At 35.8% G+C, this 14,359-nt stretch carries 6 protein-coding genes; 5 read left to right on the top strand and 1 reads right to left on the bottom strand.

Annotated elements, in window-relative coordinates; all coding sequences use genetic code 11:
- Window positions 1-8: 8 nt before the first annotated feature.
- Together HH304_RS08655 and HH304_RS08650 are read left to right on the top strand one after the other, a co-directional pair.
- Window positions 9-2,819, top strand: a complete 2,811-nt coding sequence (locus HH304_RS08655) for a hypothetical protein (RefSeq protein WP_169680291.1) — start codon at window positions 9-11, stop codon at window positions 2,817-2,819.
- A 5-nt stretch (window positions 2,820-2,824) separates the two neighbouring features.
- On the top strand, window positions 2,825-5,494 hold the full coding sequence (locus HH304_RS08650) for a contractile injection system tape measure protein (protein ID WP_169680289.1): 2,670 nt from the start codon (window positions 2,825-2,827) through the stop codon (window positions 5,492-5,494).
- A 1-nt stretch (window position 5,495) separates the two neighbouring features.
- Here HH304_RS08650 and HH304_RS08645 read toward each other — a convergent pair whose 3' ends face one another.
- On the bottom strand, window positions 5,496-6,290 hold the full coding sequence (locus tag HH304_RS08645; protein WP_169680287.1) for a hypothetical protein: 795 nt from the start codon (window positions 6,288-6,290) through the stop codon (window positions 5,496-5,498).
- Window positions 6,291-6,439: 149 nt separating this feature from the next.
- Between HH304_RS08645 and HH304_RS08640 the strand changes: the two genes are divergently transcribed.
- The 3 genes from HH304_RS08640 (at window position 6,440) to HH304_RS08630 (ending at window position 14,345) form a co-directional block, all read left to right on the top strand.
- Entirely contained in the window at window positions 6,440-7,768 is a 1,329-nt protein-coding gene (locus tag HH304_RS08640; protein ID WP_271711561.1) for an ATP-binding protein, read from the top strand.
- Window positions 7,769-7,867: 99 nt separating this feature from the next.
- Window positions 7,868-11,053 (top strand): MFS transporter, encoded by a 3,186-nt coding sequence (locus tag HH304_RS08635; RefSeq protein WP_169680285.1) that lies wholly within the window; start codon window positions 7,868-7,870, stop codon window positions 11,051-11,053.
- Window positions 11,054-11,336: 283 nt separating this feature from the next.
- On the top strand, window positions 11,337-14,345 hold the full coding sequence (locus tag HH304_RS08630; RefSeq protein ID WP_169680269.1) for an nSTAND1 domain-containing NTPase: 3,009 nt from the start codon (window positions 11,337-11,339) through the stop codon (window positions 14,343-14,345).
- Window positions 14,346-14,359: the final 14 nt, after the last annotated feature.

The following is a 14,359-nucleotide window of genomic DNA, read 5'->3' as shown; positions in this document are numbered from 1 at the left end:
TTTTTTCAATGATTCAACCAACATTTATAGAGAAGAAGCATAAGGAAGCAAAACAGTTTAATTATGACGCGCTTCGTGCAGAGGGTATAAAGCTTATTCAACAACTGGCAGGTGAATACTGGACAGATTTTAACACACATGATCCCGGCGTTACAATTCTTGAACAGGTCTGCTTTGCTATAACTGAATTAGCATATCGTACTGATTTTAAGATTGAAGATCTGCTATTTCGCGAAGGCCAAAAGGAACAATCCTTTTTTAGGCCAGACCAGGTTTTGCCATGTAATTCGCTTACAATAGATGATTATCGTAAGTTGTTGTTTGATTCAGTATTTGAAATTAAAAATGTTTGGCTTCAACCTGTTGATAACCACAAGAATTCATTAAACGGACTTTATAGCATTCTTCTTGATATAGATGAAGGTATTACTACAAAATCAGCTAAAGAAGCAGTATTAAAGAAAGCCCGAAAAGTATTTCTTAACAGCAGAAATTTGTGTGAAGACATTGAAGAAATAATGATTCTTGAGCACATGCCTGTTGCGCTGCATGCTGACGTAGAACTTGATGGTACAATTAGTGCTGAACAAGTTATGGGCGAACTGCTTTATCGCGTTGATGAATACTTGTCTCCGCAAATGAAATTTTATTCTCTTCAGGAGCTTATTGATGAAGGGTATACATTAAATGATATTTTTGAAGGTCCGTTACTAAAGCATGGGTTTATAAAAACTTCAGAACTACCTTCTAAGACTGATAAAATTTTGATCTCTGAATTAATGAAGGTCATAATGCAGGTTGAAGGAGTTAGTAGCGTGAAAAGTTTGCATGTTGAAGCAGACGGGCAAAATCATTTTAATCAGGTAGATATTCCGTTTGGGAAATTACCAAGATTGAAAACCAACCTTGAGGCATATGAAGATGAACTTCCTGTCGTTCTTTCTAAAGGAAGGGTTAATTATTCTCATATTGATACTAATAAAGTAGCCAGGCATTTAAATGAGCTTCGCTCTGCAAATAAGCGAGTGTATAGGTTAAGTGAAGAACCAATAAAGTTACCTGAGGGTAAGAAGATGGATACACTTAGTTATCACTCTATTCAAAATCATTTTCCTCAGGTTTATGGTTTGGGAATTGATGGGGTGTCTACCTCGGCAACTCCTGAACGCAAGTCTCAAGTACTTCAGCTGAAAGGATATTTGATGCTATTTGAGCAAATTCTTGTGAATTATTTGGCTCAGTTATCAGGGGTAGGGGAGTTACTTTCATTTAAAAATACCGATAAAAGAACGTATTTTTTCAAAACTCTCGATGAAGTTCCTTATTCTGAAAAGTTATATAAAACAGTAAATGATGGAATAGATCCGATTAGCTTCAGGCAGCATGCAATTCCTCCAAGTTATTATGAAGGATTAGAGAAATTAACTGAAGTAATGGATAATTATGTAGATAGAAGAGGAAGGTTTCTTGATTATCTACTGGCACTTCACGGTGAATCATTCCCTCAGGTGGGGACTCAATCTTTCAAATATTATTTTCCGGAGGCAACTGACGATTTCCTTTTAAAAAATAAAACAAGATTACTGGAATTTATTCCTTTCATAAATAAGAACCGGAACAGAGGAGTAGATTATGAAAAGGAGTTTTCTGATGAAGGTAATGTGGCAGGGTTAGAAGTGAAATTAAGTGTTCTTTTAGGACTTAATTTCTATTCAATTAACGATAGTAAAATCACTGACAATATATCTTTGATCGACCACTTTAAAGATCAAAAACTTAGCATTATACAGTCAAGTAAAAGTACCGCTTCCAGTGAAAGAATTATCGATAGTAAATATTTTGAAGAGAATTTCGATTATATAGATATTGAAGAGTTTCATGATGAACAAGTTACTCCCGCAAACTTAAATATCAAGGAGATATTCCATGATGGTAAAATCACTGAAGATTTTCTCAGAAATGGATTAGATATTGAAAAATATCAAATCGGACCTGATAAAAATGCAAAAGGTAAGTTTATTGCTGCATTTAAGGATACCGATAGTGATGCAATTTCACTCGGGTCGTATGAAAGTGAGGAGGCCGCGGCAAAGTCGGTAATTGCGCTGATAGATATGCTCAAGGAACTAAACCTTAAGTGTGAAGGCTTGCATTTGATCGAGCATATTTTACTTAGACCAGATGTAAATGATAAAAAATTTGGTATATATCTTCTAGACGAAAATGGAAACAGATTACTGAGAAGCAGAGAGTGTTTTACTTTCGCTGAAAGACTGGCAATGGTTAAAAAGCTGAAACCATTTATTCCGGGAGAAGAATATTACTCTGTAGAAACAACACGTACAAAAGACTTCGAAATTCAATTTAATGTACCTGACAGGAAAATTAGTTTCGTTAGTGTTGAACCAAATATATCAGTAGAAAAAACTCACGAAATCAAAGAGAGGTTGTATCGTTTCATGTCTGATACTGATGATATCGTTCCATTTGAAAATAAGATTGATTACTTTATTCAAAATGAAGAAAATGGAGCTTTGATTCCTGAAGACTTTTTCGAATATCGATTGTCAATGATATTCCCTGCTTGGACTGCAAGATTAAATGATCCTGAGTTTAGATCGGTAGTTGAAGAAATGGTCAGAAATAATCAGCCAGCGAACATCGATACCAGGTTGTTTTGGTTTAGTATTGGCCAAATGAAGAAGTTTGAGAAACTGTATAAACAGTGGATTGATGCACTAAGAAATAATGATAAGGAGATTAGGGATAATGTTTCAAAAGAACTTATCATGATCTTACTTGAAGGATATAAAGCATAATTTATATGAATGCCGACCATAAATTGAGGTCAGGGGTATTCGAATTATCAGCGATATCCTCTGAAAACTCAACAGAAATACAACATTCATTAAATAATATACTTCAGACTGATCTCTCACAGATTTTATCTGAGGTATTTGAAGAAGTATGTGATGAAAATCAGCGAATCAAGATTGAAACACTTGATCTTGATCTGGGAGACATTGCATTGCATAGTTTTGAAGCAGATGTCAAATCGAAACTTAAACAGGAATTAAGGCTACAGCTCAGAAGACTAATTGAAATTCAGGCTTTTTCGGATAATATTAAGGTTGAATACGATAGCAATGATCAAATTATAACTGAAAGTCTTGAGTTTTATTTAAAAAACGGGTTCCTTCCCTGGAATTCGTATTCAGACCTTCATAATGAATCAGATTTAGTTAGATATCTGGAACAGGTTATTATTAACAATCCCGTGCTGATCAGAGAGCTTATCCGCAAAGAAATTGAATATAAATCTTCACTCAATAGGTTGTTTCAACTGTTTCCGTCTCCTGATAAATGGATTGACTTTTGTTTTCAAATCAATTCATCTAGTGCAATTCAGAGACATAAGTCCAAGTGGAAAGAAATTCTGTTTTTCATAAGTAAAAGACTGCCTTCTAATATTAAAAGTTCATTATTTCGGATTTCGGGTTATAATATGATCCGGGTTAATTCTGATAAGGAGCAAAGAATATTTTTTATTGAGCAAATACGTGAGCTGATAATTGATTTACAAAAGGAAAATTCACTAACCTATAATTCTATAGGTAAGATTGTAGATGTATTGGAAAAGCATGATAATCTTAAAACGCATGATGAAAATCATCATAGTGAAATCAAAGTATTAGTGAATGATGCTATTGATACAATCGTAAGAAGAACGGAAAGTGAAAGTCTGGTTAAAAAGGAATTATCATTTAGTAAGCTTGAAAATTTTCCAGCCGATCAGGTTCAAAGGAAGAAGATTATTGAGAATTATAGTTTTGATAATTTAATTAAATTAATAGCTGAGAGGGAGCCTTTCATTAGCCGGGACCTAGCAGAATTAAATAATGTATTGAGTCGGGTAAATATATCCGGACTAAAATCGGAAGCGTTAAAACTAGCTTTAAAAGAAGCAATTTTTAAAGCTGTTTTCAGAAAGGTTGATTTTGGAGAAATTATAAAACTTGAAAATATCTTAAAAGAGGTATTTGTGATTTTGGCTCCAGGTAATATTCCTCTGCAGCAGCAATATATTAGAAATATTATTCATCTGGTGACATCAGATAAAGGAAGTCAGTCACTGAGAAAAAGTATCGATAATGTATCAATAGATCTGAATGACGGTAAGCTCGTAACAAATGCGCCAAATGATATTCAGCATGATTTTAGAATGTACTTGTCAACTGGTGTAATCAGTAGAAATAATAACTTCGGAGGAATCTATATTGATGAAAAATCAACAAGAATTAGTGAAATAATTCTGATCGGTTTTAGAGAATATATCATGGATTTGGCTCAGGTTTTCAGGTCAATGACTAAGCCTGAGTTAATTACTGCTTTTCAACGAATAGAAATTGATCTTGAAGATGAGTTTAAAGGAGAAATAATAAAAAGAATTTCAAAAATTATGGCTCCGCAGGTGGTGTTGATTGCTCAATCATTGTTGACAGTTCCTGAGAGTTTACTTACTGAAAGCCAGAAAGAAATTATTACCTCTAAGATTTTAAAGGATTTTGAGTTGGTAAATGTTCAGGTTAATAAATGGGCTAGAGAAAGTAAAAAACCGGTTGTTATTAACCTGAAATTAGATGAATTCCTAAGTAAATTTATTCAAGAGTCAAGATTTGAAGCGATTAAGTTTTTTAAGCAGATTCCTACCCGAACATTAAACTTTATTAAACAAGAGGTAGCTCCGGAAGCTCTGCAACAGATGCTTGAGGAATTAGATATTCTCCCGGAAAACCTGTTTGGATTTGATATTAAGAATATAAAAGGTCTAAAAGAGGAGACGAGCCAAACTTCATCATCATCAGATCAACAAGAATCATCAGATCAAGAGGAATCTCGTTTACAAGAAAAAAACAGGGAATCAGATAAGAATGAAATTCGAAAGAAATCAGAATCAGGTTACCCTATTGATGATCAGGAAATTATAAAGGACCCTATTTTTATAAAAAACGCCGGTATTGTCTTATTAGCACCTTATTTAACAAGGCTTTTTGATTTAACAGGGCTATTAGGAAATAAAAAAGAGTTTTCCAGTAATTATCATCAGGAAAAAGCCTGCTATCTAATGCATTATCTGGCTACAGGACTTGAGGAAGGGAAGGAATATATGATGACCCTTAATAAGTTAATAGCAGGAATTCCTTTGGGAGTGCCCTTTGTAGAAAATATTGTGCTAGATGAAAAGGATAAGGAAACTGCTGATGGCCTATTAAAAGGAGTAATATCAAACTGGACTGCCCTTAAGAAATCATCTCCAGAGAACCTAAGAGGCTCATTTTTATTGAGAGAAGGAAAACTGACTCATAACGATAAATTTTGGGATTTACGTGTGGAAGAAAGAGGCTATGATTTACTAATCGATAAGGTACCATGGTCATTTAAAGTAATTCGCTTTCCATGGATGAATAAACCAATCCATGTTACCTGGAGGTAGTTTATCTACAACCTATAATAAGGTATTTTCTAATTGCAGAATCATAATTTTTAATATCAGTTAAAACGGTAGTTTGGTTTTCAGAGGTATCCCCCCAGTTCCAGTAATTTATTTCAACCTGATCATAACTTCTTTTAATACTGTTAATAATGATATAATGATTGCCAAATCTTCGTTGTAGTATCTGATTATTTGGTTTTCCGGTTTTTAGTTGGTCAATATCAAAGAGTCCGATTACTGCCGCACCATGGTTTAAAGCTTTGTTTATTCCGGAGATATCATGGCCATAATTAAGTGTATAGTCAGTGAGGTTTGCAAAATTCACAGCTATATCTATCAAATCATTAGGGTATGAAAACCCTTGTAAACCGGTGTCGGATTCAGGGGTGTAATCAAAAACTATATTGTAAGATTGCCTGAGGGATGATAATACAACATAATCAGCTGGTGACAGACCATCTGTAGGTGACTCATTATGCAGGCTTTCGTTGGACTCAATAGGGAAGTGAAATGAATTATTGCTTTTAGCCACTCCTCTTTCGTATAATGATATAGCCATTCTGGTGTAGCTCTCAGGGTCTTTTTCAGCCATAATTTTACAAATTGAAGCAGGACCGCATAAATTTGACCTGCCTTGATTTATTCTGGCAGGAGTTTTTAAATTCTCAGTTAAAGATTTAAGAAAAGTGTTCTTTGGGATTTTAGCCCATAGACTTTCAGTATTTGTATCATTATATATGTATATCAACGATAATGCGTGCTGATAGCTACTCGATAGATCAAATCCTCCAATCATCAGGTTTAAGTAGTTATGAGTCAGATATAAGTAATTTAAATCAAAATATTTTTTTTGCCTGATAATTATAGATTGTTAATGAAAAGTTAATAATTGTTTTGGTCTTGTTTGATAACACTTTTACCTTTGAGTAACCGAACATTTTTTTAATGATATCAACTAAAACTAAACTACACCAATTAAGTTCAATTATTGATATAACACAGAGTAGCGTACTACATGCAGCCAGAAAAACTATGGCTTCGTATAGTAAAAATGGCTCTGATTTTTTGGGAACTGATATCATTCCTGAAGAGGAAGTAAAGGCTTTGTTATCTTTGCCAGATCTCTCTAAATGCGAATGTTTTGTCTTGTCACATTTGCTGTCTGCATATTATAAACCGGAAATTTTTGATCCGCTTTTATTGAATAATCCGGATACCGGAAAGCCATTTACTCAATATGGAGGTCATATTCATGGTTCAAATGCTGTGTTTATACCAGATCTGCAATCACTTTATTATTTATTTGCCGGGAATAATCTTGAACGGCGAATATTCATTCAAAATCAGATCAGTTTGAATTGCAGGCTTGTATCGATGAACCTGATTAAATTTAATTTCATTCCTGGTCAACTATCAGATAATCAAGCTTTACCTTCTATTACTCCAGAGGCCTTAGCATCAATTGAAGATAGAAATTACACTCCGGTTTCCGGAAGTGATTTCCCGGCAGAGCTTATTGATACTCAATTGCCTGAAGAAGATTTAGTGTTGGGTGACGAAACGCGTGAAAAGATATATGAGATTGAACAGTGGCTTGGGTTCAATAATGTGATATTTGAACACCCGGAGTTAGGTAAAAAAGTCAAGAGGGGATATCGGGCGTTGTTTTATGGACCTTCAGGTACCGGAAAGACACTAACAGCAACAATCATTGGTAACAAGTTTGGGTTGCCTGTTTACAGAATAGACTTATCGATGGTGGTGTCAAAGTGGGTTGGCGAGACAGAAAAAAACCTGAAGAGGCTATTTGATATTGCAGAGAATAAAAATTGGATTCTGTTTTTTGATGAAGCCGATGCAATTTTTGGAAAGCGGACATCTGTCAATTCATCTAATGACAGGCATGCCAATCAAGAAGCAGCTTACCTTTTACAAAGAATTGAGGATTTCCCGGGGCTTATAATTCTGGCAACAAACCTTAAAATGAATATCGATGCTGCCTTCAACAGACGATTTAATAATATAGTTTATTTCCCTTCCCCGGCAGAAAATCTGCGTGAAAGGTTATGGGAAACGACTCTACCTTCTGACTATCAATTAGATGAGCGTGTGAATTATCAGCAATTGCGTAGAATTGATTTGACAGGAGGGGAGATATTAAACGTAGTACATTATTGTGTATTGATGGCTGCATCGCAGCAAAGTAAATTGATAACTCTAGAAATGTTAGACTACGCTATCAATAAAGAATTACATAAAAAAGGTAAAACATAAGGACGAATTGAAGATTTTTTTCGCTTTTTATTAGGTAAAATGCTATTTCTGTCTTTTTTTGCTTCTTAATCTTTCAACTGATTAACTACTTAAACGACTATGTCATTTTTTTCAACTTCCAGTCGGGTATATTCAACCTGGCTATTTGGTTGTTTCATAGGCCTGGGAATTTTTATTTTTAATATTTCTGCTGTTATACAGTTCCTGGCCACAAATGGAATGAACGACTTACCTGAAGCTCTACTTTATGGTTCAGTATCGTCAATAATCTTATATTATTTCTACAATTATACGAAGCTCAGAGTTTCATTTTGGACTTATACATCGATACTGATAATCATTAATTTGATTTTTTATCTTCTGTTACTTCTAAATGTTTTTGATTATTCACAATCAGAAATAGGAATGATTATGATGTCAGCAACCTTGCCACTTACAGGGTTATATGCAGCATCATATTTTGGGTTTACAGAATTGCTTTTCAATATCACTGACCTTAAAAAATACAGACCTGTTTTATATTCAGGTGTAATTATTCCGGTATCAGCATATTTATTTTCTGTTCCATGGGTGATTGATTTTATTGATCTAGGCTGGAATTTACAAGTGATATTTTCAGGTGTAGCTCTGTTTCTGGCTTTAATTAGTCTGTTTGTAATTGCTGTTGATAATATAAATCTCAATGAGCTTCATTATAGTGCTCAATATGTAAACGCTCATAATTCATTTAAAAATCTTGTTAAAAACCAATATTTCGTAAGACTGAGTTTATTTATCGGTCTTTCAACTATGGTTTTTCTGCTTATAGAGTATTCATTTATTGATGTTTTAAATACTCGATTTGAGTCTTCGTCAGAGTTGGTGGCATTCCTTAGTGTGCTGACTGCTTCGATTCTGGTAGCAAGCTGGCTGATTGATTTTCTGGCTGTAAGATTAACCATCAGGGCTTACGGATTGAGAACCGGACTCCTTGTATTACCCGTGGTAGTATTATTGGTAGGTGGTCTTACCTATGGGGCAGCAGAAATGTTTGGTGTTACCAATGAGTCAAAAACATTTTTTATGTTCTTTGTATTGATGACAGCCCTTAAGGCTAGCTCTGAAGCAATCAAAAAGGGATTTGAGCATACAGTTTTTATGAACTATTTCCTTCCGGTCAGATCTGAATTAAGATTTGACTCGAGGTTTAAGTCTGAATTTATCATATCGTCTTTTTTTGCAATATTGGCATCATCCGGATTGATGATACTTAATCATCATTCACTTTTAAATCTTAAAGTAGTCTTAATCGGAGTGATAGCCTTGGTGGTAATTTGGATTATTTCCGGATTTATTCTTCATTCAAGATATAAGCGAGTTTTACGAAGTAGTCTGGATTTTGAACAACAATTAATTAAGCACGATAAAGCATTATCTGAAAGTTTGCTTGAGCGCCTTTCGGCCGGGCTGCTTGATAAATCTGTTGAAGATCTTCCGAGACAATTAAACCTGATCAGAGTTTTAGAGCCGATCGAATATAGAAATGTCCTGATTGATCTTCTAAATCTTGATGATGATCGAATCAGAGAAGTTGTGCTAAAGCAATGTGATGAAATGTGTCTCCTTGAAGCCATTCCTCTGCTTGATAATATAATGGAAAGTAAATACTTCCCGGTTATGAAAACGGCCGCATTGACCAGGTCGGTATATAGCAAGCTACGAGGTGCGGAATTCAGATTGGAGAAATTGAAATATATCGAACAGCTGACTCTATCTAAGCTCGTTAATGAAAGGGTTTATGGAGCAATGCTGACAGCATATGCAGAGGAAGCAATGAAAGGCAACTTGTTGAATAAGCTTTTCAGAGATCCGCACGATGCAGTCAGATATCATGCTGTGGCTTCTTCAGCATTTTCTGAGGATAAAGATTTGAATAATAACCTGATAGAAAAACTAGGTGAAACGGCCTATGGAAATGCTGCTGCAGCTGCACTTGCTGCAACCGGAGAACCGGTTTTCCAAATGCTAGAAACAGCCTTCTATCTAACTGGTCAGGATCAGAAAACTCAATTGCGAATTGTTCAGATTTATGGTCGTGTTGGTAGTCGTGAAGCAGTGAAGCTTCTGCTTAAAAAACTTAACTATCCTAACCAGAATATTATCGCAGCATCTCTTGAGGCATTGAGTCATTGCGGATATAATGTTGATGAAAATAACTCTCTTCAGATTCGTTCCGAGTTGCAAGAAGTTTGCGGTGCAATGGTCTGGAATATGTCGGTTGTTAATGATTTGAGAAAGGGAGATAGCAGTGACCTGTTGATTAGCGCTATGGAAAACGAAATCGCTTATAACCTGGAGACGATATTTCGTTTATTGGCACTGATTTACGACCCTAAGTCGGTTGAATTGGTGAAAAGGAACATTCATAGTGATAATAACGAGGAAAAAGAGTATGCTACTGATTTGCTTCAGGTATTCCTTAATGAAGAATTAAAGCCGGCACTTTTGCCAGTGTTAGGCGTGGCGAGTTATGAAGAAAAGGTAGAGCAATTGAAGCATATCTATCCGACAGAGCCAATGTCTAAATCGGATGCCTTGTTAAATATTGTTCAACGAGATTATAAATGGATAAACCGTTGGACCAAAGCTTGTGGCTTACGTGAGTTGTCAAATGATAAATCAGTTGACCCGGATATTTTTGCTGCTAATCTGGTGAATCCCGATCCATTATTGAGAGAAACAGCAGCAAATGCTTTGGCTACTCATTATGAAGGTGCGCTTGATGAGTTTTATGAGCGCTATGGGAACCTAAAAAGATATAAGCATGTTGCAGATACCATCCGCGCCTTTCAGGAAGAAAAATCTGGGGATGATGGCTTGACAACTCGAATTGAGATAATTGAATACATGAATACCATACCGGTATTTAAAAATATTAGTGGTCTGGTACTGGCTGAAATTGCCAAGATGGTAAGGATCGAGAAATATCCTGAAGGAACTAGAATTGAAACGAAGGAGTCAATTAATTTTGTGGATTATCTGTTAGTCACAAAGGGCAGAGTAATGCTGAAAATTGGCGATAATCAAATTGAATTTAGAGATGGTGATATCGTTAATTGCCTTGATCATATCAATGCCAAAGATCAGAAAATTGAATTAGTATCCTTTGAAGATACAGTTATTTTCAGAATTGATCAGGCGGCATTTCATGAGATGATGTCATTTTATGATGAAATTCCGGAGGCACTAAGTGAAATTTCATTAAGTAAAATGAATGATACTAAAGAAGAAATTCAGGTGAGTTAATTTTTGAACTGAGATAATTTTATGACTTTTATAAAATCTTTGGTCTCAAAAAAATTGATTTATATATTACAATTTTAATATTATTGCATTAATAGAAATCAACCGAAATATTAAATATAAGGATTTATCACCGACAAATAACCAAAATACCTTCCGGTAACCCTGTCGGCACGGTCTGATTTAGTTTTTAATGTATGGATTTTCTGATTTTTATTAGAGAGTTCAGTTTTTACAATTTTTAATCTTTCGCCTTTTAATTAAGTGCGGAAAAACAAATGTAAATATGTCAGAAGCTATAGTGCATCTTGATATTACCGGCACAAATGAATTTAAAAATCCATTTCCGGGATTAAGACCTTTTACTGTTGAAGAAAGAAAACTCTATTTTGGTAGAGAAAAGCAGGTTTCAGAAGTAATCACCAAGTTAACCGATAACAAATCGGTGACCGTGGTTGGTGCTTCAGGAGTAGGTAAATCTTCATTCATGTATTGCGGTGTTCTTCCTGCGGTACAGTCAACTTTGAAAACTAACGATGCTGATACCTGGAAGACCATCACGGTAACTCCGGGCGATTCTCCCATCAGAATTTTAGCTAAGAAACTTGAAGAGAAGTTCGATGCACTGGAATATGAAGCAATTTTAGAGGTTCTAAATGAAGGGGTTGATGGACTGACCAAGATTCTAAAGGACTTGTATTACTTCGAAAAAAGTAATTTTGCCTTACTCATTGATCAGTTTGAAGAGATATTCAGATTCCAATCAGTAGAAGAGTACGATAAAGACGACGCTCAGCATTATATAGACCTTATTTTACACGCGCATAAAAATCAGGAAGTCCCTTTTTATGTGCTGATCAACATTCGGGCAGATTTTGTTGGTGACTGTGCCCAATTTCCAGGATTAACAAAATTGATTAATGATAGCCAGTTTCTTATTCCTCAAATGACCAGAGAAGAAAAGAAAACTGCTATTGTAGGTCCTATTCACTTATTCGGAGCAGAAATTGATCCTGATTTAGTAGAAGATATTCTTGATAATATAGGTACCAGTGCCGATCAGCTTCCTATTATGCAGCACGCATTAATGAGGACCTGGAATTACTGGGAAAGAAATAAAATCGGTAATGAACCGATCACTTTTGCTCATTATGAGGCAATAGGAGGCATGGAGAATGCACTTTCTGAGCATGCTCGTGAAGCATATCTGGAGCTAACTGATGATGAAAAGAAGATTTGTGAGAAAATTTTTAAAGCTATAACTGAAAAGGGAGACGACGGTCGAGGGGTAAGGCGCCCAGCTAAACTTCAGGAAGTTGTAGCCATTGTTGATGCTCAGGAATCTAAAGTAATTAAGGTAATCGATGCCTTTCGTAAGCCGGGAAGAACTTTACTAATGCCGGCATATGAAACAGAGCTTACTGATGATAGCGTTATTGATATCAGTCATGAAAGTATCATGAGAATTTGGGTTGAGCTTAACCTTTGGGTGGAAGAAGAAGCTGAATCTGTAAAATTATACTTGCGATTGGCTGAAGCTGCAGAAATGCACCAGGAAGGTAAGGCAGGTCTTTGGAGGCCACCGGATCTTCAAATTGCACTAAACTGGCAAAACGAACAGACGCCTTCACAAGCATGGGGTCTGCGATATCATAAAGCTTATGAGCGAACCATGTTGTTTCTGGAATATAGCCAGAAAGAATTTGAACGCGAGCAGCGTATCAGAGAGAAAATGCAAAAGCGCCGACTTATCCTGGCCAGAATTGTTGCATTAGTTCTTGGATTGGGTATTGTCGTAGCTTTATTATTCTTATTATATGCAGAGCATCAACGTAGAGAAGCAGATGTACAGCGTGCTGAGGCAGCAAAGCAAAAAGAAGTTGCAGAACAGCAAGCAGAGATAGCCAAAGTAAATGAGAAAAAAGCTCTGGAAGAATCTCAACGTGCTGAAGAGCAACGACAGATTGCAGAGCAGGAGACTGAGAAAGCTCTTAAGAACGAACGTATTGCTCAAGCTCAAATGATCATTGCCGATAGAGAACGTAGACGTGCTATAGAGCAAACTTTGGTTGCTGATAGTGCCAGAAAAGTGGCAATGACTGAAGAGCAAAAGGCTTACAGGTTACGAATGCTATCCATTGCGAAATCAATGGCAATTAAATCTGTACAGTTAACCGATAGTGCTAAAAAATCACTGGTAGCGAGACAAGCCTTTAACTTTTATAATGAGTATGGCGGAAAAATGCATGATCCGGATATTTATGATGGTATGTACTATGCATTGAAAGCGATGGAAGAGCCTAGCTACAATAGCTTGCTTGCTCATACTCAGAATGTAAGGTCGATTGTAACTACTAAAAATGCAAAATATGTTTATTCTGCCGGTTCTGATGGTCGGGTAATCAGATGGAATTCTGATAATCCACAATCGGGTCATGATATTATAGCGCATCATCCGGGTAGAATTAACAGAACCCTGGCATTAAGTAAAGATGAAAGGTATCTGGCTGTAGCGGGAGACTTTAACTACATCGAGATTTATGATTTAAATGATGTGTCAGCAAACCCTGTAAAGGTTAAAACTAATATCAGAGAGATCTGGTACATGACTTTTACACCTGATAAACGTGGATTACTAGCTTCAGGTTCTGATAAACGAGTAATCTACTGGGATAATGAAAATGTTACAGACCTTTTAAGTAGTGACTATAAAATCAATGATATCACGCTTAGTCCTGATGGAAGCAAGCTAATCGTTGCTAAAAACAATGGTGAGGTAGTTGAAGTAGACAGGAATGATGGAAACAAGTCGAGAGTAATTCATCGTGATAGAAGAGGTATTCCAATTATTACCAGTGCATTTAGCCATAGTGGCAGATACCTCGTACTAGGTGGTGAAAAGGGAGGAGTTACCATTATTGACAATAATAAAGGAACTATTATAGCTGAACTTTCAGGACACCAGGCAAGGGTTAATAATATCACATTCAGTCATGATGATAAACGATTGGCCACTGGTAGCTTCGATAAGACTGTGAGGCTTTGGAATATGGATAATCTTTTTGATCCGCCGATTGTATTGCGAGATCATGAAGATTGGGTTTGGTCGATTCAGTTTACTCCTGATAACAACTTCTTGCTTGCAGGATGTCGCGATCACCTGATCAGGCTTTGGCCAACACAAACCAAGCTAATGGCTAAGAAGCTTTGTGAAAAATTAAAACGTGATATGTCACCACAGGAATGGGAATCTTATGTCGGAGAAGACATTCCTTATGAAACAACTTGTAAATAAATAACAACCAATAC

The sequence above is a fragment of the Marinigracilibium pacificum genome (assembly GCF_012926615.1).
GTDB lineage: Bacteria > Bacteroidota > Bacteroidia > Cytophagales > Cyclobacteriaceae > Mangrovivirga > Mangrovivirga pacifica.
The sequence above is the reverse complement of the archived record's forward strand: the minus strand, read 5'-3'. Positions and strand labels throughout refer to the sequence as shown.